The following is a 26,547-nucleotide window of genomic DNA, read 5'->3' on the forward strand; positions in this document are numbered from 1 at the left end:
ACATTCGGTGCGGCTCCCCGCATCCCGAAGGCCGGGGGCTCGCCACCTATCGGGACGGGAGCCGTGATCGTTAGCGTGAGATCACGTGGACGCCCACCGCCGCGGCGAACCGCCGACGGCCCCGCACCCGGGCGCCGCATTCCCTACCGCGAAGGAGCTTTCTCGTGCCGATCGCGCCGAGATCGATGCGCACCAGGACGATTCCCCTCATGAGCGCGGCACTGGCGGTCACCGTGACGACCACCGCCGTGCCCGCCGCCGCGGCTCCCGCTGCCGTCAGCGCCGGTGCGGCGCTCGCCACGTCGGCGCCCACCTCCGCCCCCACACCGGACATTCCGAACTCACCGGTGGGCGAGCAGCTTCGCTGGCTCCTGGCCGCGGTCGCCACCCTCCCGGTCCCGGAGGACCAGATCAAGGCGCACTTCAGCGCCGGTTTCCTCGCGCAGGTTCCCCCGGCCCAGCTCAACGAGGTCCTGAAGGGCCTGGGCGGCCTGCGGCTCGACTCGCTGGCCGACGTCACGCCCAGCTCCCTGTCCGGGGTGGTCACAACGGGCCAGGGACGTCTACAGCTCTCCATGTCCGTCGACGGCGACGGGAGGATCGCCGGGCTCCTGTTCGGCCCGGAGCAGCGCGAGGCGCCGCGGAGCTGGGCCGAACTGGACAAGCGCCTGCGTACGCTCGCGCCCCACGTGGGGTTCCTGGCCGCCGAGGTCCGCGCGGACGGCAGGTGCCGTCCCGTGCACACCGTCGCGCCGGGCGCCCCCCGGCCGCTCGGATCGATGTTCAAGCTGTACGTGCTGGGCGCGACGGCCGAGCAGGTCAAGAAGGGCCGGCTCTCCTGGGACACGCCCCTGACCATCCGGCCCGAGCTGAAGAGCCTGCCGAGCGGCACCCTCCAGGACCGCCCGGACAACAGCACGGTCTCCGTACGGGAGGCGGCCAAGCTGATGATCTCGATCAGCGACAACACGGGCGCCGACCTGCTGATCGACAAGGCCGGCCGCGCCCGGGTGGAGGCCCAGGTGCGCGAGTGGTCCGGTCACGCGGCGCTGAACCTGCCGTTCCTCACGACCAGGGAGCTCTTCCTCCTCAAGGGCGCGGACTACCCCCGCCTCGCGAAGAAGTACCTGTCGCTCGACCGTTCCCGGCGGTATCGCTATCTGACCACGACCGTGGGCCGCACGCCCCTGACCGAGGTCAGGCCGTGGGACAAGCCGAGGGAAATCGACAGGGTGGAGTGGTTCGCCTCACCGCAGGACGTCTGCCGCGCCTTCGCGGGCCTGTCGGCGCTGAACACGCCGCCCCTCGACGAGGCCATGTCGGCCAACGACGCCGGGCTGGGGCTCGACGCCAAGGCCTGGCCCACCGTCTGGTACAAGGGCGGCTCCGAACCCGGCGTGCTCTCCATGGGCTTCCTCGCCCGTGACGCCGGGGGCAGGACGTATGTGGTGACCGCGCTCACGAGCGACCCCCGCACCGCGCTGGACGAGAACGCCGCCGCACCCGAACTGCTGGCCCTCGTCCGGGGCTCGTTCGCGATGCTGGCGCAGGGCCGCGTCAGGAGCTGAAGTCACCCGCGGCGACGCGCAGGGTCCTGAGCAGGCCGAACATCTCGCCCAGCTCGGCGTCGTCGTACATGCCCATGCAGAAACCCGCGTTCATCAGGTCGGCCGTGGCCCGCCGCACGATGTCCCGGCCCTCGTCGGTGATCTCGGCGAGCACGCCGCGGCCGTCCCGCGGGTTACGCATGCGGCGGACCAGGCCGGCCCGTTCGAGGCGGTCCACGGTGTTGGTCACGCTCGTCGGGTGCACCATCAGCCGCTCGCCAATCTTCGACAGCGGCAGCGACCCGGCCCGGCTGAACGTGAGCAGCACCAGCGCCTCATACCTGGCGAAGGTCAGGTCGTACGGCTTGAGCAGCGTGTCCAGTTGCGCCAGCAGGATCTGATGGGCTCTCATGATCGAAGTGACGGCGGCCATGGCGGACGACGGCCCGAACGTCGAACGCCAGGTCTCTGCCGCCCGCTCGATCGGGTCGAACGGGAGCTTGAGCGGCCGGGGGCCACCCGTGGGCGGCGGCTCTGAGCTGGGCGGAACGGACACAGCGATATACGGTAGCGCGACGCTGTTGATGATCGACCAGCGCACTGAGCGTAACCGGATTCATTCCTTGACCCCAGAACTCCCCCCGTGCGGGTCACGCTCCGTTATGGTTGCCACGTCGAAAGGTGAGGCGGCGGCAAACCCGGCGGCACGGGGAACCCCGTCTGCTAGAGGACGTCTCGCGGACGGGGGTCCGCGGGGGACGCGTCCGACGGCGGACGAGGCGAGGCCGGCCGGTGAACCAGCGCCACGGGGAACGGCGTGGGTTCGCGCACCGCTCACACAGACACGGGGGAGATTCTCAATGGACAGCATCGCTGTCCCGGCGCCGCATGCGCGCCGGACTTCGGTGGCGTGGCCGGGGGCCGCGCCCTGCTGTGGGTGAGCATAGGGGCGGTTCACGCGGTGAGCTGAGACACGGCGCGCTGGTCGCGGCGACCGTGCTGTTCGTGCTCGCGCTCGTCGCCGCGTGGAGCGTCCTCATTCCCGGTTTCATGGACTGGGACGACATAGTGGCGGCCGTCATCGGCTCGCTGCGCCTGACGGGGCCGCTCGGAGCCGCGTTCGCGGCCTGGGTCGCGTTCCGCAGGCGCCGCGCGGAAAAGGGCCGTGTCCTGACGCCGTGGCGGGCCGCCAGGGCGCCGCTGTCGATCATCGCGGTCGTCACCGGCTCCTTCGGGGCCACCGTGCTGCTGCTCGGGCTGCGCGCCGCGCTGACCGGGCAGGGCGGGCCGCTGCTGCCCGGCGGCCTCGCGATGTCCGTCGCCGGGCTGGGGCTGTACGTCGTGGTCGGCTGGATCCTGGGCTGGCTCGTGCCGGTCGTCGTCGTCCCGCTGATCGCGGGAGCCGGCACGTTCGGGCTGTTCACCTGGCTGGCCACCGGGCCCAACTGGGCCGACCGGCTCGCGCCCGCCACCGGGGAGGCGTACGACCTGCTCTCCGGCGTCAGCGAGACCGCCTACGCGGACCAGACGCTCTGGCTGCTGGGCCTCAGCACCGCGCTGCTCCTCGGGTGGGTGGCCCTGGTGACCCGGCGGACGCTGGCGCTGGCCGCCGCGGTGATCGCCGTGCTGGCCGCGGGAACCGGCGCGGCCCGGCTCGTCACCGTGCCGCGGACGATGCCCGTGAGCGAACGCTTCGTCTGCCAGGAATGGCCGATCAGCGTTTGCGTGCATCCGGCGCTGCGCGGGGGCCTGGCCGAGCTCGCCACCGTGTTCACCGCGCTCGCGATAAAGCTGGACGGGACGCCGGCCGCCTTCAAGAGGGTCGAGCAACGGGCGTACGGCGAGGAGGACCCGGCCGGGCCGGGAGTGGTCGTCGTCCACATCGACGACCTCGGGTCGGGGTACGCCCAACGGGCGGCCGCCGAGTTCCTCGACCGCCTGGCCCGCCCCTGCCCGGGAACCGTGGCCGCGGGTTACCGGGCCATCGTCGTCGCCTGGCTGCGGAGTGTCTCGCTGCCCAGCGGACCGCTGCGCGAGCACCACCAGGCGGCCATCTGGTTCTCCGAACTGACCGACGGACAGCGGCACGACTGGCTGCGCATGTTCTACTCCGACTTCGTCTCCTGCGGCCTGCAGGCCAAGCACTTCGGCGGCGGCACCCGGCCCGCCGACCCCGTCGCGTCGAGCTATCCGGTGAACCCCACCCCCGCGTACGCGCCGGACTACCCGGTCGAGCCGACGCCTCCGGGCACGGCCGTCGCCACCGGCCTGCCGACCGGCCCCGACCCCGGCTGGGAACGGGACACGGACCCGCGTGGCGGCGAGACCGGCCCGGGATGGACCGGCCCGAGTCCGGCCGCCCCGGTGTGGCCGTCTCCCGCCGCGAGCCCCGCGGGCCAGGACCCGGCGGGGCAGGGTTCGATAGGCCAGGGTCCGATGGGCCGCCCGGGTTATCCGGATTCGTGGGACACGCCGAGCGGCGAAGCCGCCCGGAGAGGCGGTCCCTGGGCCACCGGCCCGGGACGGTCGCCGCACCCCTGGCGGCCCGGAAGGACCGGCAGGCCCGGTGACACCGCGTCCCCGGACCGGCAGGGTGAGCCCGGCGGCGTCGGCGCGAGCCCGGCACCGATGCAGAACCGGCCCGGCCGCCCGCAGCCCGGCGTGCAGGAACGGCCCGGCGGCCTGGGCGCGAGCCCGTCACCCGTCCAGAACCGGCCCGGCCGCCCGCAGTCCGGGGCCTCACAACCCGGCCGTCTCAAGCCCGGCGGCCAGGTCCCCGCCCGCGACGTGCGCTCGACACGCCCCGCACGCCCGGGACATCCCGGACGCCCCGGGGGACGTGACGGCGGTCGTGACAGTGATCGTGACGGCGGTCGCACGGACCGCGCCCGGCCTGCCACGGGCGACACCGACGTCCCCGACACGAGCCCCCAGGACGACCCCGGCGTGGCGGGCGTACCCGGCGCGCTCCTGGCCCCCGCCGCATAGTCCGCGTACCGCGAGGGGCGGAACCGGGCGCGGCAGGCCGCCGGACGCGCTGCGGCGAGCCGCGTCCGGCCACCGGGCCGGGGCGGAAGCCCGGCGACGGAGGCCCGTCCGGCCAACGGGCCGGACGAAAGGCAGGTTTGGGAGGGCCGAAGCCCGGCCTCCAGGCAGAAATGATCTTGCCGAACGTGAGATCCCGGGAATACCGGGAAGATTCCCTCTCGTGGACCGTCAGACCCGTCCCTCGTTCGCGCCGGCCGACTCCGGCGCCGCCGCCACCGACGCCACGACGAGCGCCGGGGCCCCCGCACGCCGCTCCCGGCGCGGCTGGCGGGTGCTCGCCGGCCTGCTGTTCGTGGTCCTGCTGCTCGTGGTCGGCGCCCGGCTGACCTGGTCCTGGCTCAACCCGCTGGGCGAGCAGACCATCGACCGCAGCGGCCCCGCGCTGCTCAGGTCCGTGCAGAACCTGAGCCGCTTCGAGGCCGCGACCGGCGAATTCCAGGTCATCGTCGACCTGGAGAAGGACGCGAAGTTCCTGCCCGACGCGATCAAGGGCAGCCGCACGCTCTTCGTGGGCGCCGGCAACGTGGACGCCTACGTGGACTTCTCCACGCTGCCCAAGGACGCCTTCACGGTCTCCCCCGACCGGACGACCGTCACGGTGCGGCTGCCGCACGCCGAGCTGGAAAAACCCAACCTCGACAACAAGCGGTCGTACGTCTTCGCGCAGGAGCGGGGCATCTTCGACCGGATCTCCGACTTCCTGTCGTCGTCGCCGCAGAACCAGCAGGAGCTCTACGTGCTGGCCGAACGGAAGATCGCCGACGCGGCCGCCGCCAGTGACCTGCGCTCCCGTGCCGACCAGAACGCCAAGGCCATGCTGGAGGGCATGCTGAAGTCCCTCGGCTTCACGACGATCACGGTCAAGTACGCCGGGGAGCCCTGACCCGTCGGCCGCCGCGATGCGAGAGCCGTACGGGCCGGGCTCGGCTCAGCCCAGCGCGGCGATGAGGTCGTCGGCGGCGGCGTAGGGGTCGGTCTCCGCGCCGAGCAGCCGCTCGGCGAGCGCGTCGAGGCGGTCACCGTGGAGCACGGCGAAGCGTGACCGGAGCGTGGCCAGCGCGATGGCCTCGATCTCGTCACGGGCCCGGGCCAGCCGCCGCCTGCGGGCCTCGCCGGACTCCTCCAGGTATGCCTGGTGCTTGTCCAGCGCGGCCAGCAGGTCGTCGGCGCCCTCGCCCTTGGAGGCGACGGTCGTGACGATCGGGGGCCGCCACGGCGCCTCGATGAGGCCCGTCATGTTCCGCAGCTCCCGCACGGTCGTCTGGACGCCGTCGCGGTCGGCCTTGTTCACCATCAGGACGTCGGCGACCTCGAGGATGCCCGCCTTGGCGGCCTGCACGCCGTCGCCCATGCCCGGGGCGAGGATGACGACGGTCGTGTCGGCCAGGCGGGCGATCTCCACCTCGGCCTGCCCGACACCGACCGTCTCGACGAGGATCACGTCACACCCGGCGGCCTCCAGCACGCGCAGCGCCTGCGGCGTGGCCCACGCGAGCCCGCCCAGGTGCCCCCGGCTCGACATGCTGCGGATGAAGACGTCGGGGTCGGTCGCGTGGTCCTGCATGCGTACGCGGTCGCCGAGCAGGGCGCCGCCGGTGAACGGGCTGGACGGGTCGACCGCCAGTACCCCCACCCGGCTGCCGCGCCTGCGGAACGCCCGGATGAGCATGCCGGTCGAGGTCGACTTGCCGACGCCGGGAGAGCCGGTCAGGCCGATGACCCTGGCGGTGTACGGCCGGGCGGTGCCGGTGGCGAGCTCGGCCATCGCCTCGCGCAGCGCACGGCTCGCCCCCACGGGCGCCGCCTGGTCTCCCCCGGCGGAGCCGGTGGCCTGCGCGGCGTTCTCGGCGTTCTCGACCGCGTTCTCCACCAGCGAGATCAGCCGCGCCACCGCGCGCGGCCGTCCCATTCGCGCCTGTCCGACAAGCTCACGGACGTCCACCTGCGGCTCCGATCAGGCGCCGGCCGCGGGAACCCGGATGATCAGCGCGTCGCCCTGGCCGCCGCCGCCGCACAGGCCGGCCGCGCCGAGGCCGCCGCCGCGCCGCTTCAGCTCGTGGGCCAGGGTCAGCACGATCCGGGCGCCGGACGCGCCGATCGGGTGGCCGAGCGCGATGCCGCCGCCGTTGACGTTGATCCTGTCGAGCGGGACGCCGAGCTCCTTCGCCGACTGCAGCACGACCTGGGCGAACGCCTCGTTGATCTCCAGCAGGTCGAGGTCGTCGACGGTCAGGCCCTGCTTGGCCAGCGCCTGCTTGATGGCGTTGGCGGGCTGGGACTGCAGCGAGTTGTCCGGCCCGGCCACGTTGCCGTGCGCGCCGATCTCGGCCAGCCATTCGAGGCCCAGCTCCTCGGCCTTGGCCTTCGACATGACGACCACGGCGACGGCGCCGTCGGAGATCTGCGAGGCCGATCCGGCCGTGATGGTGCCGTCCTTGGTGAACGCCGGGCGCAGCTTCGCCAGGGCGTCGACCGTGGTGTCCTTGCGGATGCCCTCGTCGGCGGAGAACAGGACGGGGTCACCCTTGCGCTGCGGCAACGGCACCGGGACGATCTCGTCGTCGAGCAGGCCCTTCTCCGTGGCCTCGGCGGCGCGCTGGTGCGACCGCGCCGAGAACTCGTCCTGCTCCTCCCGGGTCAGGCCGAGCCTGGCGTTGTGGTGCTCGGTGGACTCCCCCATCGCGATCTGGTCGAACGCGTCGGTGAGCCCGTCGTAGGCCATCGCGTCGAGGATCCCGGCGCTGCCGTACTTCACGCCCTTGCGCAGGCCCGGCAGCAGGTGCGGCGCGTTGGTCATCGACTCCATGCCACCCGCGACGACGATGTCGAACTCGCCCGCGCGGATGAGCTGGTCGGCCAGCGCGATCGCGTCGAGGCCCGAGAGGCAGACCTTGTTGATGGTGAGGGAGGGCACGGTCATGGGGATGCCGGCCTTCACCGCCGCCTGGCGCGAGGGGATCTGACCGGCCCCGGCCTGGAGCACCTGCCCCATGATCACGTACTGGACCCGGTCCGGGGAGACGCCCGCCCGCTCCAGCGCCGCTTTGATCGCGATCCCGCCCAGCTCGACGGCGGACAGGTCGGAGAGCGAGCCGAGAAGCCGTCCGATCGGTGTACGTGCTCCGGCGACGATGACGGAACCAGACATTGGGACCCTCCACTGCGAGATCGGGGCGACGGTGCCACCATACCCAGGAGTAGTACGGCCGCCCGGAGGCGGGCGGCGGGACGGGAACGGCGAGGGGAGACGGCGATGCTGCTGCGAATCGACCATGTGGGCGTGGCCTGCCACAACCTGGAAGAGAAGATCGAGTTCTACGAGTCCGTCTTCGGTCTGACCGTCGTCAGCCGGGAGGTGAACGAGGAGCAGGGCGTCCGCGAGGCCATGCTGCACGTGGCCGACGGCGACCAGGGCGCGTCGTACGTCCAGCTCCTCGAACCGCTGCACCCCGACACCGCCGTGGGCAAGTTCCTCGCCAAGCGGGGCGAGGGCGTGCATCATATCGGGTATGGCGTGGCGGACGTCACCAAGGCCCTGGAAGAGATCGGGGCGAAGGGCGTGCGCCTGATCGACGAGCGGCCCAGGCACGGGTCGATGGGAGCCTCGATCGCGTTCCTGCATCCCAAGGACGTGGGAGGGGTTCTCACCGAGCTTGTTGAGACGTCCAGGCGCTAAGTAAACGCAAGAAACGTTCATACGTAACAAGTCGCGCAGAAAGTCGGAGGGGACCTCCAACGCGGCAGTACCGGAGTACGCTGGCGTACCACCGGACGTGGACGCCATACCGGCTTCCCCGCCTCGGAACCGACCCCCCGTCCGGCCCCTGTAGCCGTCTCGACAACCAGGATCGAGCCTCATGCAGTCCGACATCGACGCCCAGCTCAACAACTTCTTCGAGGACGCCCCATCTCGCGAATTCGACGTGGTGCTCCGGGGTTATGACCGGCACCAGGTCCACGACCACCTGAAGACTCTCGACACCGAACTGCGTCAGGCCAAGGAACAGGTCGGCGCCCTCCAGCGGGAGCTGTCCGACTCGCAGCGCCAGCTGCAGGAGCAGGAGCGGCCGACCTACTCGGGTCTCGGCGCCCGCATCGAGCAGTTGCTCAGGCTCGCGGAGGAGCAGGCCACCGAGCTCGTCCAGGCGGCCAGGTCGGAGGCGAACGAGATCCGCGCCGCCGCCAAGGTGGACGCCGCCGACCTGCGGGCGGCGGCGGAGAACGAGGCGGCGGAGAAGCGGGCGCTGGCGACGCGCGAGGCCGAGGAGATGCGCAGCACCGCCGAGCGCGACGCCGAGGAGATCCGGTCGACGGCCAGGCGTGAGGCGGACGAGCTGACCGCCACCACCGAGCGCGAGGTCGCCAAGATCCGCGCCACCGCCGACCACGAGGTCGCGGAGAAGCGGGCGGACGCCGAGCGCGAGATCGCCAAGCTGCGCACCACGACCGAGCGCGAGGTGGCCCAGCTGCGGGCCTCGACCAAGCGCGAGCGCGACGAGGTGCTCACCACGGCCAAGCGTCAGGCGGACGAGATGCGGGCCCAGGCGCAGCGGATCCTGGAGGAGTCGGAGGCCAAGCGCGCCCAGGACGAGGCGGAGTTCGAGATCCAGCTCGCCGCCCGCCGCGAGGAGGCCGAGCGCCAGGAGGCCGAGCGGCACGCCACCGCCCAGGCCAACACCCAGAAGCTGGTCGCCGAGGCCGAGCAGCGCGCCGCCACCGCCGAGCAGCGGGCCGCCAAGGCCACGCAGCAGGCCGAGCAGACCCGCCGTGAGGCCGACACCCACGCCAAGCAGCTGCTGGCCAACGCACGCAAGAACGCCGACCAGCTCGTGTCCGACGCCAAGTCCAGCGCCGACACGATCGTGACCGAGGCCAAGAACGAGGCCGAGCGCACCCGCACGGCGATGCAGCGCCAGGTGGACGAGCTCACCCGCCAGCGCGACAGCATCACCAGCCACCTCGCCCAGCTCCGTCAGCTGCTCGGCGGCGCCCCGCTGCCGGGCATGGACTCGGAGCCGGCGCCCGTCACCGCGGCCCCGCCGAAGCCGGCCCTGTCGGCTCCGCCGGTCGCGGAGAAGCCGGCCGTGCCCGCCACGCCGGCCGTCGAGCCGATCAGCTCCACCAAGAGCGACGACGACGCGGAGTGGTGGCAGGAGTAGCCGCTGGCACACATTCGGGGAGTCTGTGACGGCTGAAGGAACGGGGCCCGGCACCGCCGGGCCCCGTTCTCGTGTCGGCGTTCCCGCCCCGGCTCAGTCGAGGGACTTGACGAACTCCGCGACGACGCGGTTGAACGCCTCGGGCTGCTCGATGGCGGACAGGTGGCCCGCCTTCTCGATGACGGCGAGCCGGGCCTGCGGGATGGCCTCCACCATCGCCTGGGCGTCCGGGAGCGGCGACAGCTCGTCCTCGTCGCCCACGACGACGAGCGCGGGAACGGTCAGGGACCGCAACGTGCCGAACGCGTCGGGCCGCGCGGCCATCGCCCGCTGGGCCCACGCGACGGCCGCGGGAGGCGCCGCCTGGACGAGCCCGCGGACGCGCCCGAGAACCATCCCCCTGCGCTCCCTGCTGGTCGCGCCGAGCATCGGAGGAAGCGACTCGGTCACGAGGATGCCCGTGCCGCCTTCCAGGACCGCGGCGGCGATCCGCTCCCTGTTCGCCCGGGCAGGCTCGGGGTCGGCCTGGGCCTTGGTGCCGGCGAGGATCAGGCCGCGTACGCGGTCCGGGTGGCGGCGGCACAGCGCCATCGCCACGTAGCCGCCCATGGACAGGCCGCCGATCACGGCCCGGTCGACACCCTCCTGGTCGAGCAGGTGCGCCACGTCGTCGGCCATGAGGTCGATCGAGGGCTCGTCGTCGCCGAGCACCGTGCCGCCGAAGCCGCGCAGGTCCGGAGTGATCACCCGGCAGACGGGCGCGAGGCCCTCGCGCTGGGCGAGCCACATCGCGGAGGACAGGGGGAACGCGTGGAGCAGGACGACTGGCAGGCCGCTCCCGGCGGAACGCGAGTAGAGCTGCATCAGGTCACGGTAACGCGCCGCGGGCCCGCCGCCGCCGTTCGTCACCGATTCGCGACCCCAGCCGGCCCGCCCGTCCCGCTCAGGCCGTGGTCGGCAGCGGCGCGGCGGCGGGGTTCACGCGCTTGACGATCTCGTCGAGCACGATCCGCACGTACGGCTCGCCGACCCACAGATGCTTGGCCCCCTCCACGCCGACGACCTCCGCCTGCGGCGCCGCAGCGAACCGGCGTACGGCCTCCTCCGGCCGCAGGTAGTCGTCGTGCTCCGGCACCAGGGCCACCAGCGGGCGGCCGAACTCGCCCCAGGCGGCGAGGTCCTTCTCACCGGCCCGCTTCAGCGGCGGCGACAGCAGGATCGCGCCCCGCACGATCGGGTCGCGGCCCCACTTCAGCGCCAGCTCGGTGCCGAACGACCAGCCGAGCAGCCAGGGATTCGGCAGATCGTGGAAGTCGGCGTACTCCAGGGCGGCGGCGACGTCCCACCGCTCTCCCTCGCCGCCGTCGAAGGACCCCTGGGAGGTGCCCCGGTCGGAGGTCGTGCCCCTGGTGTTGAAGCGCAGCACCGCGATGTCGGCGAGCGCGGGCAGCCGGTAGGACGCCTTGCGCAGCACGTGGCTGTCCATCATCCCGCCGTGGGTGGGCAGAGGATGCAGGCAGACCAGCGTCGCCACCGGCGGCCGGCTCTGCGTCGATGAGCCGCCCTCCGGGCTCTCCGGGAGCGCCAGTTCGCCGACGAGGGTCAGCCCGTCGGCCGTCTGCAGCTCGATGTCCTCGCGCCGGGCAGGCAGCACCGTGGACGCCCTGATGTCCATTCCCACTCCGAAAGCTCGTGTCAGTATCGGCTGCGGCCCGGACCCCGGTTGGCCCGGTTGCGCCAGCACGCGGTGTGCCAGTGCCGCCGCTCGTCCTCTCCCCCGGACCAGGCCGGCCAACTCACCACGTGCGGCAGCCCGGGCCTGATCTCCTGCTCGCACCCCGGGCACCGGTACGCCTTGCCCTGGGCGGCGCCGGAGACGTTGCGGACGACCCACTCGCCGTCGTGCGCGCTCTCCACGCGGTCCACCCCGGCCACCTGAGGGCCCACCGGCCGTACGGCACGGCCGTCCTGGCGTTCGAACGGGCCGCGGCGGCGGGCACGGCGGGGACTCACGGCGGGCATCCTTCCGGGGGACTCATGTCAGGCAGAACGGGAGATGACGGCCCATTCTTCCAGCATCGGCTCAGCCGGCGTACGCGCGGATGCCCCGGACCCCGGCCGTGCCGAGCCGCCGGGCGACTCCGGGCGCCTTCGGCGTCCGCGCCATGCCGGACAGTGTCCCAGAACGCCTCCGGACCTCCGTAACCCCGGTAGGGTTGGCCCACATGCGGCTGGTCATCGCGCGGTGCAGCGTGGATTACGTGGGACGGCTCACCGCCCATCTCCCCATGGCTCCCCGGCTCGTCCTGATGAAGGCGGACGGCTCGGTCTCCATTCATGCGGACGACCGGGCGTTCAAACCCCTGAACTGGATGAACCCTCCCTGCAAGGTCCGCGAGGAGACGATCGACGGCGTGCTCACCTGGTCTGTCGTGCACGGCAAGACCGGCGAGAAGCTCGTACTGACGATCGAGGAGGTCCTGCACGACTCCAGCCACGAGCTGGGCGTCGATCCGGGCCTGCGCAAGGACGGCGTCGAGGCGCACCTGCAGGAACTGCTCGCCGAGCACATCACCACGCTCGGCGACGGCTGGACGCTGGTGCGCAGGGAGTACATGACCGCCATCGGCCCCGTGGACATCCTGTGCCGCGACCACCTCGGCGGCGCCGTCGCGGTGGAGATCAAGCGGCGCGGCGACATCGACGGCGTGGAGCAGCTCACCCGCTACCTCGAACTGCTCAACCGCGACCCGCGCCTGGCCCCGGTCAAGGGGATCTTCGCGGCCCAGGAGATCAAGCCGCAGGCCCGCGTGCTCGCCGCCGACCGCGGCATCGAGTGCGTGACGCTCGATTATGACGCCCTGCGCGGCATCGAGCCGGAGAACCCCACGCTCTTCTGAGCCCGGCGGCGTGGTCGCGAGCGAGGCGTTGTCCTCCGAACGGAGGACAACCGGTTCCTTCGGCCGTTGGTGTCCCACGAGCCGTGCGGACGCGAGTCTTGAGCCATGACGACAGCGGTGAGAGTACGCGGGCTGACCAAGCGCTATGGCGACGTGCAGGCGGTCGGAGGCATCGACCTCGACATCCGGACGGGCGAGGTGTTCGCGATCCTCGGCCCCAACGGGGCCGGAAAGTCCACCACGGTGGAGATCCTGGAGGGCTACCGGCACCGGGACGCCGGTGAGGTGAGCGTCCTGGGCACCGACCCGGGCCGGCCGACGCGCGAGTGGCGGTCCCGGGTCGGCGTGGTGCTCCAGACGGCCAACGACGTGGCCGAGGCGACCGTGCGGGAGACGGTCCGGCACTTCGCGGGCTACTACCCGAACCCGGCGGACCCGGACGAGGTGATCGAGCGGGTCGGCCTGACCGACAAGGCCGGCAAGCGGATCAGGCAGTTGTCCGGCGGCCAGCGCCGCCGGGTGGACGTGGCGCTGGGCGTGATCGGCAACCCCGAGTTGCTGTTCCTGGACGAGCCGACCACCGGCTTCGACCCTGAGGCGCGCCGCCGGTTCTGGGAGCTGATCCAGGACCTGGCCCACCGAGGGACCACGATCGTGCTGACCACTCACTATTTGGACGAGGCCGAGGCCCTGGCCCACCGGGTGGCGGTGGTCGCCCGGGGCCGGATCGTCGCCGAGGGCACCCCCTCGACCCTTGGCGGGCGGGCCACCGCCAAGGCCACGGTCCGCTGGGCGGGCGGTTCGGTGGAGACGGACACCCCGACGCGGACGGTACTCGAGCTGACCCGCCGGTTCGACGGCGAGATCCCCGAACTGACCGTGACCCGGCCCACCCTGGAGGAGACCTACCTCCGCCTGATCGAGGACTGACCCCTCCCCGGAACCCCGGCGCCCCGCCGCTCCGACCTCATCCCAATCAGTAGAGGACTCATCCCCCATGACCGAGATCGCCGCACCCCCGGCCGCCGCGGCCGCCCCCGTCCGGCTGCCCTCCACTGTCCGCGTGGGACTGTCCCGCGCGGCCCTGGAGACCCGGATGTTCTTCAGGGAGAAGGACGCGGTCCTGTTCACCTTCTCGTTCCCGATCATCCTGCTGGTGATCTTCGGGTCGATCTTCTCCGATCAGGTGGAGGGGACCGGCCTGAGCGTCTCCCAGCTCTACGTCGCCGGGTTGATCGGCTCGGCCACCATGACGGGCTTTCAGAACCTCGGCATCGGCATCGCCATGGACCGGGAGGACGGCACGCTGAAGCGGCTGGCCGGGACGCCGATGCCGCCCGCGGCCTACTTCATCGGCAAGGCGCTGAACACCCTGCTGGTGTCCTTCCTTCAGGTGGCCATTCTGCTGGCCATCGGGGTGGCGATGTTCGACCTGGAACTGCCTTCGGCGGCCTCGAGCTGGCTGACCTTCGCCTGGGTGTTCGTGCTCGGGGTGCTCGGGTCGTCGCTGCTCGGCATCGCGATCAGCAGCCTGCCCCGGTCGGGCAAGAGCGCGGCCGCGGTGATCACGATGCCGTTCGTGGTGCTGCAGTTCGTCTCGGGGGTGTTCATCCCGATCAGCCAGCTTCCCGAGACGCTGACGCGGATCGCCTCGATCTTCCCGCTCAAGTGGATGTGCCAGGGTTTCCGCTCGGTCTTCCTGGGTGACGCGGGTGCCACACTGGAGCTCGCCAAATCGTACGAACTGGGCCGCATCGCCCTAATCCTGGGCGCCTGGGTCATCGGAGGGCTGGTGCTGTGCCTGACGACCTTCCGCTGGAAGGGACGGCGCGACGGATGAGCGGAACGGTGGACGGGCCGCCCGGGTACGCGCGGCCTCTCCGCTTGTTCACCCCCCGGTCCCCGGACCCCGCCGGACCCCATGTATGGCGGCGGCTGATCGGCTGGGAGGTGCTGCTCGTCATCTCGGCCCTGCTCCCGGCCGCGTTCATCGCGATGGAGGGGCACCTCCCCTTGTGGCAGCGGGTCCTCGCCACCGGATTGCTGGCGGCGATCCCCCTCCTCTACCTGCTGCTCGGCCGGGCCGCGATCAGGAACGACGACAGGCGCCGGGGCGTCGTCTACCTCGTCCTGCTCTTCGCTTTCTTCACCCCGGCCGCGTTCATCGAGCCCTCGGCGTCGTTCTCGCTCTTCGGACTCTGCCCGCAGTGCTTCATGGTGCTGCCGGCGCGCCGGGCGATTCTCGGGGTGATCGCGTTCAACCTGCCGCTGACCGTTCGCTACCTGATCGGGGGCGGCGAGTGGACCTCGGCGTTCAACTTCCTGACCATCACCACCATCGTGATCTTCTTCTCCGCCGTCTTCGGCATCTGGATGGAACGGATCATGGAGCAGAGCGAGGAGCGGGCCGCGCTCATCCAGGAGCTGGAGGCCCAGCGGGCCGAAGTGGCCCGGCTCTCGGCCGAGCACGGGGCCATGGCAGAGCGGGAACGCCTGGCCGGGGAGATCCACGACACCTTGGCCCAGGGATTCACCAGCATCATCATGCTGCTCCAGGCGGCCGAGGCACAGCCGGACCCGGCCCGCCATCTGGCGCTGGCCGTACGGACCGCACGGGAGAACCTGGCCGAGGCCCGAGCGCTGATCAGCGCGCTCAGCCCGGCGCCACTGGACGGCCCGAGCCTGGACGAGGCGCTGCACCGGCTGACCGACCGGCTCGGCGAGGAGACCGGGATCGTCACGGGCTTCTCGGTCACCGGCGAGCCCCGCCCGCTGCCCCGCCCGGTGGAGGTGGTGCTGCTCCGGGCGGCCCAGGAGGCCCTGGCCAACGTGCGCAAGCACGCACAGGCGAGCCGGGCCGAGGTCACGGTGGCCTACGGCCCGGAGTCGGTCGTGCTCGAGGTCCACGACGACGGGCGCGGCTTCGACCCCTCCCCCACGGACGGGTACGGCCTGCGCGGGATGCGCGCCCGCGTGGAGCAGGCGCGCGGCTCCGTCACGGTGACGAGCGCGCCCGGCGCCGGCACCGTCCTGGAGGTCGCCGTGCCTGCCGGACCCGTCGCCCTCACCTCGCCTCTCCCCGGCCTTCCCGGCCGCACAGATCCCCTTCCCGCCCACCCCGGAGTGTGACCAGATGCTGCGCCTGATGATCGTCGATGACCACCCCGTCGTGCGGGAGGGCCTGCGCGGAATGCTGGAGTCCGACCCGCGGGTCACGGTGGTCGGCGAGGCCTCCTCGGGAGACGAGGCGGTCGTCCGGGCCCGGGAGCTCACACCGGACGTGATCCTGATGGACCTGCGCATGCCGGGCGGCGACGGGGTCAGCGCGATCTCCCGCATCCTCGCGGACCGGCCGGACAGCCGGGTGATCGTGCTCACCACGTACGAGACGGACCAGGACATCGTCAGGGCGGTCGAGGCCGGCGCCGCCGGATACATGCTCAAGGACACCTCCCGGGCGGATCTGCTGGCCGCGATCGTCTCGGCGGCGCGGGGCGAGACGGTGCTGTCGCCGTCCGTGGCGACCCGGCTGGTGACCCGGATGCGGGCGCCGGCGACCGAGACGCTGTCGCGGCGTGAGACGGAGGTGCTTGCCCTGGTCGCGCGCGGACTGACCAACGCCGAGATCGGCAAGGCGTTGTTCATCAGTGAGACCACCGTGAAGACGCATCTGCTGCGGGTCTTCACGAAACTCGGTGTCTCGGACCGCACCGCCGCGGTGACGACCGCCCTGGCGCGCGGGCTGCTGTAATTGCCGATGCAATTGCAGCGCGGTCTGTGTATCCCAATTGGTAAGCGTGCTGACCTCTTGACGGCCTTGTCAAGCTAATGGCCGTCTTTGGCATAGCCCGAAAGTGCTTATTTCTCAGCACTTCCACAAAAAGGATCTTGCGTTCATAATGGGGACTTCTGGGGGGACCATGACAGGGTGAGGTGAAAAGTGGCGGGACGGGACTATCGGGGGATGTCGGCTGCCGAAAGGCTTGCAGACAGGAGGGAAAGGCTCATAGCGGCCGCCTACACCCTGTTCGCCCAGCCCGGCTTCCACGCCACCACCATCGAGAGGCTGTGCGCGACCGCGCGCATCTCCAATCGCGCCTTCTACGAATGCTTCTCCAGCCGCGAGGACCTGATGCGCGCGGTTTACGAGCGGTGCATCGGAGAGACCTTAGCGTCGGTTACCGAGGCCATCGACACGGCCCCACCCACACTGGACGACCGTATCGTCGCCGGCATCGCCGAATACATCCGCTTCGTCACCAAGGACGTGCGGCGCGCCCGTTTGATGCACCTGGAGGTACGACGGGCGGGCAACGTGCTCAGCGGCGCCCGTCAGCAGGCGGTGGCCTCGTTCACCAAGGTCATAGAGTCCTCGGCGCAGGTCGCGGAGCGCATGCCTCCCCTCGACCTGCACCTGCTGGCGCTCGGCCTCATCGGCGCCATCACCGAGTTACTCATCGAATGGGTGATGACCGAACCGTCCCCGCCCTCGGAGCAGCTGGTCGAGACCGCCGTGTACATCTTCCGCCGCACCTTCACCTCCGACGGCCCCCTGACGGCCTCCACCCAGTGACCCGTGGCGGCCTCCGCCCGGTGAAACAGGGCGCGGCGACTACGCTGAGCGGCATGACCCGAGCCGACAACGACAAGCCGGTCGTCCTGTCCAAGATCTACACGAAGACGGGCGACGACGGCACGACCGCACTGGGCGACATGAGCCGCACCCGCAAGACCGACCCCCGCCTGACCGCCTACGCGGACGTGGAGGAGGCCAACGCCGCCATCGGCGTCGCTCTCGCCACCGGCGGCCTGTCCGAGGACGTCACGGCCGTCCTGAGCCGGGTGCAGAACGAGTTGTTCGACGTCGGCGCCGACCTGTGCACCCCGGTCGTCGAAAGTTCTGAATTCCCGCCGCTGCGCGTCGAGGAGCCGTACATCGCCTGGCTGGAGGAGCAGTGCGACCGGTTCAACGCGGAGCTGAAGCCGCTGCGCAGCTTCATCCTGCCCGGCGGCGCACCGGCCACGGCCTTCCTCCACCTCGCCCGCACGGTCGTACGTCGGGCCGAGCGGTCGGCCTGGGCGGCGCTGGAGGCGCACGACGACGTGAACCCCCTGACGACCAAGTATCTGAACCGCCTGTCCGACCTGATGTTCATCCTCTGCCGCGTGGCCTCCGCCGGCGACGAGATCCTCTGGAAGCCCGGCGCCACCCGCTGAGCACAACCGAGGGGCGCGCTGCGGCAAACGTCACGCAGCGTCGAGGTGGGCGCTGGGCGGAGCGGACTCCAGCCAGGCGAGGAAGCCGGTGAGGGCGTCCTCGCTCATCGCGAGGGACAGCGGGCCGCGCTCGGCCGAGCAGACGACGGTCCAGTAGCCCGCGGGCCCCTCACCCGTGTCGAGCATCCTCCGGCTGGAAACAGTGAGGCCGCGCCTCGCGATCGCGTGGCGCGGCCTCAGACCGAGTCCCAGGAACGGAATCCAGTGGAGCTCTCCCCCTACGTAGCGGGCGACCCCGCTCTTCCAGCCCCCCTGGCCGTCCCGTACCCGGCAGACGATCGTGCCCCGGGCCCGTGCCAGCACGAAGCCCCGGATGACGAGGAGCGCGGCCACGGCGAAGACGCCCGCGAGTATCTCAAGCGCCGCCAATGCCGCCCTCCTCCTGTCGTGTCAGACCTCTTCGCCGGCCGCCCGCAGCCGGGCAGCCGCACGCTTGGCCTGCAGCCGTGCGTCCGCGTCCTCCTGGTCGGCCTCGATCGAGGCCTGAGCACGCTGCAGCGCGTCCTTGGCCCGCGCGACGTCGACCTCGGAGCCGAGCTCGGCCGCCTCCGCCAGGATCGACACGTCGTTGTCGGCGACGGAGATGAATCCGCCGTGCACCGCGGCCACGAGGTCGCCTTCGTCGCCGCGCTTGACGCGCAGCACCCCGCCCTCGACGAGGACACCGAGAACGGGAGCGTGGTTCGGCATAATACCGATCTCGCCGTCCACGGTCTTGGCAATGACCATGTCGGCCTCGCCCGTCCAGATCTCACGTTCCGGCGAAACGACGCCCACGCGAAGCTTTGCCACTTCTCAGCTCCCTTTCGACGGACGCCTGTACGGCCCGGCCACGGCCGTGCCGTACAGGCGTCGAAGGCGTCCTAGCGCTCGAGTTCCTTCGCCTTGGCGATGGCCTGCTCGATGCCGCCGACCATGAAGAAGGCCTGCTCGGGCAGGTGGTCGTACTCGCCGGCGCACAGGCCCTTGAACGAGGCGATGGTCTCGTCCAGCGGCACGAACTCGCCCGGCTGGCCGGTGAACGCCTCGGCGGCGTACATCGGGTGGGACAGGAACCGCTCGATGCGGCGCGCCCGCTGAACGGTGACCTTGTCCTCTTCGGAGAGCTCGTCGATGCCCAGGATGGCGATGATGTCCTGCAGTTCCTTGTACTTCTGCAGGATTCGCTTGGTCTCCTGGGCGACCGCGTAGTGCTCCTCACCGATGATCTGCGGGTCGAGGATCCGCGAGGAGGAGTCGAGCGGGTCCACCGCGGGGTAGATGCCCTTCTCCGAGATCGGCCGGGACAGAACGGTCTGCGCGTCGAGGTGCGCGAACGCGTTGTGCGGCGCCGGGTCGGTGATGTCGTCCGCGGGCACGTAGATCGCCTGCATGGAGGTGATCGAGTGGCCGCGGGTGGAGGTGATGCGCTCCTGGAGCACGCCCATCTCGTCGGCGAGGGTCGGCTGGTAACCCACGGCGGACGGCATGCGGCCGAGCAGCGTGGACACCTCCGAACCCGCCTGGGTGAAGCGGAAGATGTTGTCGATGAACAGCAGCACGTCCTGCTTCTGCACGTCGCGGAAGTACTCCGCCATGGTCAGAGCGGACAGCGCCACCCGCAGACGGGTGCCCGGGGGCTCGTCCATCTGGCCGAAGACGAGCGCGGTGTCCTTGAGGACGTCCGCCTCCTCCATCTCCAGCCACAGGTCGTTGCCCTCACGGGTGCGCTCGCCGACGCCCGCGAACACCGAGGTGCCCGAGAACTTCAGCGCCACGCGGCGGATCATCTCCTGGATCAGAACGGTCTTGCCGACGCCCGCGCCGCCGAACAGACCGATCTTGCCGCCCTTCACGTACGGCGTGAGCAGGTCGATGACCTTGATGCCGGTGGGCAGCATCTCCGTACGGGCCTCGAGCTGGTCGAACGCCGGGGCCGGACGGTGGATCGGCCAGCGCTCGTTGACCTCGATGGAGGCCTTGGGCGCGTCCAGCGGCTCGCCCAGGGCGTTCCACACGTGGCCCTTGACGGTGTCGCCGACCGGCACCGAGATCGCGGCGCCGGTGTCGCTGACCGCCGCGCCGCGGACCAGGCCGTCGGTGGGCTGCATGGAGATGGCCCGGACGATGTTGTCGCCGAGGTGCTGGGCGACCTCCATCGTCAGGGTCTTGGTCTCGCCGGCGAGCTCGACGTCGACGGTGAGCGCGTTGTAGATGTCCGGCATGGCCTCGACGGGGAACTCCACGTCGACGACCGGACCGGTGACGCGGGCGACACGGCCCACGGAGGTCTCAACAGTCTGTGCGGTCATTTCACTCTTTCCCCGCTGCGGCGTCAGCCAGCGCGTTCGCGCCACCGACGATCTCGCTGATTTCCTGGGTGATCTCGGCCTGACGCGCCTGGTTCATCTGCTGGGTGAACACGCGGATGAGCTCGTTGGCGTTGTCGGTGGCCGACTTCATCGCGCGGCGCCGGGCGGCGTGCTCGGAGGCGGCCGACTGGAGCAGCGCGTTGTAGATGCGCGACTCGATGTAGCGCGGCAGCAGCGAGTCGAGCACGTCACCGGCCGTCGGCTCGAACTCGTAGTAAGGCGGGATGCCCTCCGGGGGAGTCTCCGCCTCCTCGACCTCGAGCGGCAGAATCCGCTTGACGATCACGTTCTGCGTCAGCATGGAGACGAACCCGGTGTAGACGACGTGGATCTCGTCGATCCCGTCCTCCGCCTTGAACGCCGTGATGAGCGCGTCGGCGATCTCCTTGGCGTTGGCGTACGTCGGGCTGTCGGAGAAGCCGTCCCACTCGCCGAACATCTCCCGGCTGCGGAAGCGGTGCCAGGTGATGCCCTTGCGGCCCACGACGTACGGCTTCACGGTCAGGCCGCGCCCGGTCAGGTGGCCCTTCAGCGCCTCGGCCTCACGGAGGATGTTGGCGTTGTAGCCGCCGGCGAAGCCGCGGTCGCTTGTGACGATCAGGACGCCGGCCGTGGCCGGCTGCTCCTTGGCCACCGTGAGCGGGTGGTCGACGTTGGTCGTGTTCGACAGGACCGCCGACACCGCGTGGGTGATCTCCCGCTCGTACGGCACGGCCGCCTGCATCCGCTGCTGCGCCTTGACGATCCGCGACGAGGCGATCAGCTCCTGCGCACGGGTGATCTTCGCGGTGGACTTGACCGACTTGATCCGCCGCCGCAGCTGTCGAAGCTGGGCACCCATGGGTTACTTCGCCTCGACCTTGCGAACGTGCTTGACGACCTTCTCCTGGCCGACCTCGCTGGCGTCCAGCGCCTCCACCGGCGCGTCGTTGACGAGCAGCTCACCGCTGGAGGTGGTGAAGCCCTTCTTGAACTCCGTGATGGCGTCCTTGAGGGCGGTCACCGTGTCGTCCGTCAGCTCCTTGGTCTCGCGAATGCTGTCGAAGACACCCTTCTGGGCGGTGCCGAGGTAGTCGAGGAACTCGGCCTCGAAGCGGCGAACGTCCTCGACCGGCACGTCGTCCAGCTCGCCGGTGGTGCCGGCCCACACCGAGACGACCTGCTTCTCGACCGGGAACGGGCTGTACTGCGGCTGCTTGAGCAGCTCGACCAGGCGGGCGCCGCGCTCCAGCTGGGCGCGGGAGGCCGCGTCCAGGTCGGAGGCGAAGGCCGCGAAGGCCTCCAGGTCGCGGTACTGGGACAGCGACAGACGGAGCGTGCCGGCCACCTTGCGCATGGCCTTGACCTGCGCGGAACCGCCGACTCGGGAGACCGAGACACCGACGTTGATCGCCGGGCGGACACCGGCGTTGAACAGGTCGGTCTCCAGGAAGCACTGGCCGTCGGTGATGGAGATGACGTTGGTCGGGATGAAGGCCGACACGTCGTTGCCCTTGGTCTCGATGATCGGCAGGCCGGTCATCGAGCCGCCGCCCATGTCGGCGGAGAGCTTGGCGCAGCGCTCCAGCAGACGCGAGTGGAGGTAGAAGACGTCGCCGGGGAACGCCTCACGGCCCGGCGGACGACGCAGCAGCAGCGACACGGCGCGGTAGGCGTCGGCCTGCTTGGTCAGGTCGTCGAAGACGATCAGCACGTGCTTGCCCTGGTACATCCAGTGCTGGCCGATGGCCGAGCCGGTGTACGGGGCGATGTACTTGTAGCCCGCGGGGTCGGAGGCCGGAGCGGCGACGATGGTGGTGTACTCCAGCGCGCCCGCCTCCTCGAGGCGGCCCCGCACCTGGGCGATCGTGGAGCCCTTCTGGCCGACGGCGACGTAGATGCAGCGAACCTGGCGGCTCGGGTCGCCGGAGAGCCAGTTCTCCTTCTGGTTGAGGATGGTGTCGACCGCGATCGCGGTCTTGCCGGTGCCGCGGTCGCCGATGATCAGCTGACGCTGGCCGCGGCCGATCGGCGTCATGGCGTCGATCGCCTTGAGGCCGGTCTGCAGCGGCTCCTTCACCGGCTGGCGCTGGACCACCGACGGGGCCTGCAGCTCGAGGGCGCGGCGGCCCTCGGCGGCGATCGGGCCCTTACCGTCGAGCGGGTTGCCCAGGGGGTCGACCACGCGGCCGAGGAAGTCGTCGCCGACCGGCACCGACAGGACCTCGCCGGTGCGGCGGACCTGCTGGCCCTCCTCGATGCCGCTGAAGTCGCCCAGGACGACCGCGCCGATCTCGCGGACGTCGAGGTTCAGCGCCAGGCCGCGGGTGCCGTTCTCGAACTCGAGCAGCTCGTTCGCCATCGCCGAGGGAAGGCCGGAGACATGGGCGATGCCGTCCCCGGCGTCGACGACGGTCCCGATCTCCTCGCGCGCGGCACCTTCCGGCTCGTACGCCTGGACGAAGCGCTCAAGGGCGTCCCGGATCTCGTCCGGCCGGATCGTAAGCTCCGCCATCTCTTTCTTGTCTCCCTATTCGCCTCAGCCGGCCAACCGGCGGCGGACTTCTTCGATACGTCCGGCGATCGTGGTGTCGATGTAGTCGTCTCCGACTCTCACGGAGAACCCACCGAGCACCTCCGGGTCCACCTCGACGTTCAGGTGGACGTCTCGCCCATAGGTGGCTCGCAGCCAGGCCGCGAGCCGCTGCTTCTGCTGCTGCGAGAGCGGCACCGCGCTGCGGACCACGCCCACCAGGCGCTCGCGCGCCCGCGCGACGATCCAGCCGAACTCCTCCAGTGCCGTCTCCAGGCTACGTCCCCGCGGGTGCACAACCGCCTGCGTGACGAGCCGCACGGTGGAGGGGGCGGCCTTCCCGCCGAGCAGCGCGGCGAGCAGGTCGCGCTTGCGCTCGGCCGGGACGGCCGGGTCGCTGAGCGCGCGGCGCAGCTGCGGGTTGGCGGCGAGGATGCGACCGAAGCGGAACAGCTCGTCCTCGACGTCGTCGAGGCGGCGGTCCGACTCGGCCTCGGCGGCCGCGGACATCACGCCGACGCGCTCCAAAGCGTCCGGCAGGTCGCCGGCCTTGGACCACTTGGCCCTGACCGCGGCGACCGCGATCTCCAGCGTGGCGTCGCCGACCTTGCCCTGCAGCAGGGAGCGCAGGACGCTCTCCTTCTGCTCGGCCGGGCGCGAGGGGTCGGAAAGACCCCGCCGCAGCCCGTGCTCGCGGTCGAAGAGGTCGGCGACGGCGAACAGCTCCTCGGCGAGGGCACCGAGGTCGGCGGTCGCGGCGGCGATGTTGAACCGCTCCTCGACCTCCGTCAAGGCGGTCCTGCTGAGGCCGCGCATCAGCGGACCGCCTCCGGACGGCCCTCGAGCTCTTCGAGGAACCGGTCCACGATGCGGCGCTGGCGGGCCTCGTCCTCGAGCGACTCGCCGACGATCCGGCTCGCCAGCTCGGTGGACAGACGGCCGATCTCACCGCGGAGCTGGGTGATCGCCTGCTGGCGGTCGGCCTCGATCTGGGCGTGGGCCGCCTCGACGATGCGCCGCGCCTCGGCCTGGGCCTCCTCGCGGAGCTCGGCCTTGATCGCGGCGCCCTGCTCCCGGGCCTCCTCGCGCAGGCGGGCCGCCTCCTGGCGGGCCTCCGCGAGTTGCGCCCGGTACTGCTCCAGAGTGCGCTGGGCTTCGGCCTGGGCGTCCTCGGCCTTCTTGATGCCGCCCTCGATAGCCTCGGTCCGCTCGGCCAGCGTCTTCTGGATGCGCGGGGTGAGGATCTTTCCGACGACGAGGAAGACGACGAGGAAGGCGAAGCTGCCGACGACCAGCTCGTAAGCGTGCGGGAGGAGGGGGTTCTCCGCCTCCTCGGCCGCCAGGAGCGTAGCTGCCAGAGTCATAGGTGCAGCCTTCCGTCAGAGTGGGTACGTCAGCTCGTGGGGTAGATGAAGGGGGCGACGAGGCCGATGAGGGCCAGCGCCTCGGTGAGGACGAAGCCGAGCAGCATGTTCTGCCGGATGAGGCCGTACGCCTCGGGCTGGCGGGCGATCGCCTGAACGCCCTGGCCGAAGATGATGCCCACGCCGATGCCGGGGCCGATGGCGGCGAGGCCGTAGCCGATGGCGCCAAGGTTGCCGGTGACAGCAGCGAGAACGCTCATTGGTGTTCTTCCTTTACTGGTCGGCCGGTGAGTGCTTCACCGGTCAGGTCTACGTCGAAAGGGCGGGTCTCGGGGGAATCCGTCAGTGGTCCGCGTGCAGTGAGTTGCCGATGTACATGGCGGCCAGCAGGGTGAACAGGAACGCCTGCAGGAACTCGATGAACATCTCGAAGCCGGTCATCGCGATCGTCATGACAACGCCGACGACACCGAGACCGGCACCGAGCGGGGTGGGCTTCTCGAAGAGGAACCAGAAGCCGACCATGCTGAAGAAGGCCAGGATGAGGTGGCCGGCGAACATGTTCGCGAAGAGTCGGACGGCGTGCGTGAAGGGCGCGATGATCAGGTTCGACAGGAACTCGATCGGCGCGAGCAGCACGTAGATCGGCTTCGGCAGTCCGGGCGGGAACATCATGTTCTTGAAGTAGCCGCCGAGGCCCTGGTGCTTGATGCCCAGGTAGATCTTGATCACGTAGATGGTGACCGCGAAGACGATGGGGAACGCGATGTGCGACGCGACCGGGATCTGGATCAGCGGGATGACGCCGAAGAAGTTCCACAGCAGGATCAGGAAGAACAGGCTGAGGAGCAGCGGCATCCACCGCTCGGCGTCCTTGCCCAGGAACGGCCGGGCAACCTGGTCGCGGACGAACTGGTAGCCCATCTCGCCGATGTTCTGCATGCCCCGCGGCACGAGCTTGGGGTTGGCGAAGGCGCTCCACGCGAGAGCCGACACCACGATCGCACCGAAGATCGCCATCAGGACTGGCTTGGTCAGCCAGTACGGCGCGCCTTCATAGAGCGGCGGGAAGTTGAAGATCGACGGTCCCGGCGCCGTGAAGTTGTCACCGGCGACGAGCATGAGGGGGGTCACTTGGCCACCTCGCCTACCTGCTCGGGGCCGAATGCCCGAAGCATGTGCTTGTTCGTCCGTTCGCTACGCTCGCGCACGGGCGTTCCCTTCAACGATTGGATCAACAGAAGAGCGTGGGAAGTGGGCCGGCTGTCAGCGGCCGTACTTCAGATAGACGAGGTAGGCAGCCAGCCCGACCCCGAGAATGACGCCTATGGGGATGAACGCGTGCACGCCGGTCCACCAGCTCAGCAACCAGCCAAGGCCGCCCCATACCAGGATCCCGGACAGCAGATAGCTCGGGACCGACCAGGCGGCGTCGGCAAAGTCGCGGCCGTCGGTCTCGGGCCTGCGCTCCTGTTCGCTCATCGCGGGCACGACGATAGCAGGAGCCATGCGGACTAGTCATATCGGGCTGCCCCGTACGCATGGTCATCCGCGACCCTGCCCGGGAACCTTCGCCTCAGGCTCCACATAAAGCATCTTCAATTTCATGAATCCGCGCATCTCACCGACGGTCCAGGCGAGCGTGCAAGCGATGACGCTCAGCGCGAACACCCGGGAGTCGAACGCGGTCGTGCCGTCGAAGACGTTGAGCATCGCCATGATCGCGAGAATCTTGACGACATAGCCCACCACGGCGGCCGTCATCATCGCCATGGGCGACACCCGGCCGGCCCAGGAGACGACGGCCAGGCCGACGGTGAAGAAGGCGGCGACGAGAACGAGACCGATGCCGGCGCCCAAAGCACCCTTCACACCGGTCGTGAACACCGCGACGACGGCGGCGACGAGACCGACGATCAAGGTCGGCACGGCGGCGCCCTTGAGCACGCGCACGTCGTTGGCCTGCATCGGGACTCCAGAATCGGTTGTCAAACGAGCGATTGCTACCTGCTGGGGCATTGTTGGCCTCGCCCCTTGCTAGTGAAAGCTATCACAAGCCCCGGAGTGCCACCTTTACCTGGCGTTTCGGGTCGGCGTCGACCTGCGGGGACGGCTCAGCGGAAGGTCCCGGTGTCGGCGCGGGAGGTAGTGGGAGGGACGTCCGGGGCACCCGGGGCGCCCTGACCGGGGTAGGGATTCCGACCCTGCGCCGGGAGCCTGCCCGGGACCGCCTGGCCGGGGGCGGCGGGAGCGGCCTGACCGGGAGTGACCGGCGGGGCGGGCGGGGGGACGACGGGGAAGACGAGCGTGTCGTGCTCCGTCGTCCCGCGCCTGGCGGAGCCGGGGCCGGACGAGCGGCTCCCGGCCGGACGCGCTCCGATCTTCTGGT

The 26,547-nt window shown here is 70.7% G+C and carries 29 protein-coding genes; 12 read left to right on the top strand and 17 right to left on the bottom strand.

All coding sequences use genetic code 11. The features are described from left to right. The first annotated feature begins 209 nt into the window (after positions 1-209). Positions 210-1,568, top strand: coding sequence for a serine hydrolase (locus tag ACQEVJ_RS34910; RefSeq protein WP_433108589.1), 1,359 nt, complete (start codon positions 210-212; stop codon positions 1,566-1,568). Here the strand turns inward: ACQEVJ_RS34910 and ACQEVJ_RS34915 are convergent. After that, on the bottom strand, positions 1,558-2,103 hold the full coding sequence (locus ACQEVJ_RS34915; RefSeq protein WP_433108591.1) for a MarR family transcriptional regulator: 546 nt from the start codon (positions 2,101-2,103) through the stop codon (positions 1,558-1,560). The genes ACQEVJ_RS34910 and ACQEVJ_RS34915 overlap by 11 nt on opposite strands. Before the next feature lie 377 nt (positions 2,104-2,480). Between ACQEVJ_RS34915 and ACQEVJ_RS34920 the strand changes: the two genes are divergently transcribed. Beyond that, the gene (locus tag ACQEVJ_RS34920) at positions 2,481-4,535 is read left to right on the top strand and encodes a hypothetical protein (RefSeq protein ID WP_433108593.1); all 2,055 of its coding nucleotides are present in this window, start codon (positions 2,481-2,483) and stop codon (positions 4,533-4,535) included. Between the two features lie 220 nt (positions 4,536-4,755). Further along, positions 4,756-5,478, top strand: coding sequence for a DUF4230 domain-containing protein (locus tag ACQEVJ_RS34925; RefSeq protein ID WP_433108595.1), 723 nt, complete (start codon positions 4,756-4,758; stop codon positions 5,476-5,478). Between the two features lie 45 nt (positions 5,479-5,523). On the opposite strand, the gene meaB is transcribed toward ACQEVJ_RS34925, so the two are convergent. Together meaB and ACQEVJ_RS34935 are read right to left on the bottom strand one after the other, a co-directional pair. Continuing rightward, positions 5,524-6,537: a methylmalonyl Co-A mutase-associated GTPase MeaB gene (gene meaB / locus ACQEVJ_RS34930; protein WP_433108597.1), complete on the bottom strand. Its 1,014-nt coding sequence runs from the start codon at positions 6,535-6,537 to the stop codon at positions 5,524-5,526. Positions 6,538-6,549: 12 nt separating this feature from the next. Next, a complete protein-coding gene (locus tag ACQEVJ_RS34935; protein WP_433108599.1) occupies positions 6,550-7,743 on the bottom strand; it encodes an acetyl-CoA C-acetyltransferase in 1,194 nt (397 codons plus the stop codon). A gap of 105 nt (positions 7,744-7,848) precedes the next feature. Here ACQEVJ_RS34935 and mce point away from each other — a divergent pair, with 105 nt between their 5' ends. Then, positions 7,849-8,271, top strand: coding sequence for a methylmalonyl-CoA epimerase (gene mce / locus ACQEVJ_RS34940; RefSeq protein WP_030510471.1), 423 nt, complete (start codon positions 7,849-7,851; stop codon positions 8,269-8,271). 181 nt (positions 8,272-8,452) lie between these two features. Beyond that, positions 8,453-9,754 (top strand): DivIVA domain-containing protein, encoded by a 1,302-nt coding sequence (locus tag ACQEVJ_RS34945; RefSeq protein WP_433108601.1) that lies wholly within the window; start codon positions 8,453-8,455, stop codon positions 9,752-9,754. Between the two features lie 93 nt (positions 9,755-9,847). On the opposite strand, the gene ACQEVJ_RS34950 is transcribed toward ACQEVJ_RS34945, so the two are convergent. From ACQEVJ_RS34950 to ACQEVJ_RS34960, 3 genes are all read right to left on the bottom strand, one after another. Then, positions 9,848-10,618, bottom strand: coding sequence for an alpha/beta fold hydrolase (locus ACQEVJ_RS34950; RefSeq protein ID WP_433108603.1), 771 nt, complete (start codon positions 10,616-10,618; stop codon positions 9,848-9,850). Between the two features lie 79 nt (positions 10,619-10,697). After that, a complete protein-coding gene (locus tag ACQEVJ_RS34955; RefSeq protein ID WP_433108605.1) occupies positions 10,698-11,429 on the bottom strand; it encodes an alpha/beta hydrolase in 732 nt (243 codons plus the stop codon). A 20-nt stretch (positions 11,430-11,449) separates the two neighbouring features. Then, on the bottom strand, positions 11,450-11,767 hold the full coding sequence (locus ACQEVJ_RS34960; RefSeq protein ID WP_433108607.1) for an ATP/GTP-binding protein: 318 nt from the start codon (positions 11,765-11,767) through the stop codon (positions 11,450-11,452). Between the two features lie 212 nt (positions 11,768-11,979). Here ACQEVJ_RS34960 and nucS point away from each other — a divergent pair, with 212 nt between their 5' ends. The 7 genes from nucS (at position 11,980) to ACQEVJ_RS34995 (ending at position 17,871) form a co-directional block, all read left to right on the top strand. Then, positions 11,980-12,654: an endonuclease NucS gene (gene nucS / locus ACQEVJ_RS34965; protein ID WP_433108608.1), complete on the top strand. Its 675-nt coding sequence runs from the start codon at positions 11,980-11,982 to the stop codon at positions 12,652-12,654. A gap of 105 nt (positions 12,655-12,759) precedes the next feature. Next, positions 12,760-13,584: an ABC transporter ATP-binding protein gene (locus tag ACQEVJ_RS34970; RefSeq protein WP_433108610.1), complete on the top strand. Its 825-nt coding sequence runs from the start codon at positions 12,760-12,762 to the stop codon at positions 13,582-13,584. A 67-nt stretch (positions 13,585-13,651) separates the two neighbouring features. Further along, complete coding sequence (locus ACQEVJ_RS34975; protein WP_433108612.1) at positions 13,652-14,494, top strand: ABC transporter permease; 843 nt, start codon at positions 13,652-13,654, stop codon at positions 14,492-14,494. Then, positions 14,491-15,783, top strand: coding sequence for a sensor histidine kinase (locus ACQEVJ_RS34980; protein ID WP_433108614.1), 1,293 nt, complete (start codon positions 14,491-14,493; stop codon positions 15,781-15,783). The genes ACQEVJ_RS34975 and ACQEVJ_RS34980 overlap by 4 nt, the downstream gene beginning before the upstream one ends. A gap of 4 nt (positions 15,784-15,787) precedes the next feature. Further along, entirely contained in the window at positions 15,788-16,405 is a 618-nt protein-coding gene (locus ACQEVJ_RS34985) for a response regulator (RefSeq protein WP_433108616.1), read from the top strand. A 213-nt stretch (positions 16,406-16,618) separates the two neighbouring features. Beyond that, complete coding sequence (locus ACQEVJ_RS34990; protein ID WP_433108618.1) at positions 16,619-17,227, top strand: TetR/AcrR family transcriptional regulator; 609 nt, start codon at positions 16,619-16,621, stop codon at positions 17,225-17,227. Positions 17,228-17,280: 53 nt separating this feature from the next. Continuing rightward, on the top strand, positions 17,281-17,871 hold the full coding sequence (locus tag ACQEVJ_RS34995; RefSeq protein WP_433108620.1) for a cob(I)yrinic acid a,c-diamide adenosyltransferase: 591 nt from the start codon (positions 17,281-17,283) through the stop codon (positions 17,869-17,871). A 30-nt stretch (positions 17,872-17,901) separates the two neighbouring features. Here the strand turns inward: ACQEVJ_RS34995 and ACQEVJ_RS35000 are convergent, their stop codons facing one another. From ACQEVJ_RS35000 to ACQEVJ_RS35050, 11 genes are all read right to left on the bottom strand, one after another. Next, positions 17,902-18,300, bottom strand: a complete 399-nt coding sequence (locus tag ACQEVJ_RS35000; protein ID WP_433108622.1) for a DUF2550 domain-containing protein — start codon at positions 18,298-18,300, stop codon at positions 17,902-17,904. 21 nt (positions 18,301-18,321) lie between these two features. Next, a complete protein-coding gene (locus tag ACQEVJ_RS35005; protein ID WP_079320504.1) occupies positions 18,322-18,723 on the bottom strand; it encodes a F0F1 ATP synthase subunit epsilon in 402 nt (133 codons plus the stop codon). A 71-nt stretch (positions 18,724-18,794) separates the two neighbouring features. Then, positions 18,795-20,222, bottom strand: coding sequence for a F0F1 ATP synthase subunit beta (gene atpD, locus ACQEVJ_RS35010; RefSeq protein ID WP_433108624.1), 1,428 nt, complete (start codon positions 20,220-20,222; stop codon positions 18,795-18,797). Between the two features lies 1 nt (position 20,223). Next, positions 20,224-21,123, bottom strand: a complete 900-nt coding sequence (locus ACQEVJ_RS35015) for a F0F1 ATP synthase subunit gamma (protein WP_433108626.1) — start codon at positions 21,121-21,123, stop codon at positions 20,224-20,226. A gap of 3 nt (positions 21,124-21,126) precedes the next feature. After that, entirely contained in the window at positions 21,127-22,776 is a 1,650-nt protein-coding gene (gene atpA / locus ACQEVJ_RS35020) for a F0F1 ATP synthase subunit alpha (protein WP_433108628.1), read from the bottom strand. Between the two features lie 24 nt (positions 22,777-22,800). Further along, positions 22,801-23,610 (bottom strand): F0F1 ATP synthase subunit delta, encoded by an 810-nt coding sequence (locus ACQEVJ_RS35025; protein WP_433108630.1) that lies wholly within the window; start codon positions 23,608-23,610, stop codon positions 22,801-22,803. Beyond that, positions 23,610-24,158, bottom strand: coding sequence for a F0F1 ATP synthase subunit B (locus ACQEVJ_RS35030; protein ID WP_433108632.1), 549 nt, complete (start codon positions 24,156-24,158; stop codon positions 23,610-23,612). Before ACQEVJ_RS35030 ends, ACQEVJ_RS35025 begins: the two co-directional genes overlap by 1 nt. A 29-nt stretch (positions 24,159-24,187) precedes the next feature. Beyond that, the gene (atpE, locus tag ACQEVJ_RS35035; RefSeq protein ID WP_346226161.1) at positions 24,188-24,418 is read right to left on the bottom strand and encodes an ATP synthase F0 subunit C; all 231 of its coding nucleotides are present in this window, start codon (positions 24,416-24,418) and stop codon (positions 24,188-24,190) included. Between the two features lie 82 nt (positions 24,419-24,500). After that, positions 24,501-25,292 (bottom strand): F0F1 ATP synthase subunit A, encoded by a 792-nt coding sequence (gene atpB / locus ACQEVJ_RS35040; RefSeq protein ID WP_433108634.1) that lies wholly within the window; start codon positions 25,290-25,292, stop codon positions 24,501-24,503. Between the two features lie 132 nt (positions 25,293-25,424). After that, complete coding sequence (locus tag ACQEVJ_RS35045; RefSeq protein WP_079320510.1) at positions 25,425-25,640, bottom strand: hypothetical protein; 216 nt, start codon at positions 25,638-25,640, stop codon at positions 25,425-25,427. Between the two features lie 63 nt (positions 25,641-25,703). Then, complete coding sequence (locus ACQEVJ_RS35050; protein WP_433108636.1) at positions 25,704-26,177, bottom strand: hypothetical protein; 474 nt, start codon at positions 26,175-26,177, stop codon at positions 25,704-25,706. Positions 26,178-26,547: the final 370 nt, after the last annotated feature.

Source organism: Microbispora sp. CA-102843, assembly GCF_050936215.1.
Lineage (GTDB): Bacteria > Actinomycetota > Actinomycetes > Streptosporangiales > Streptosporangiaceae > Microbispora.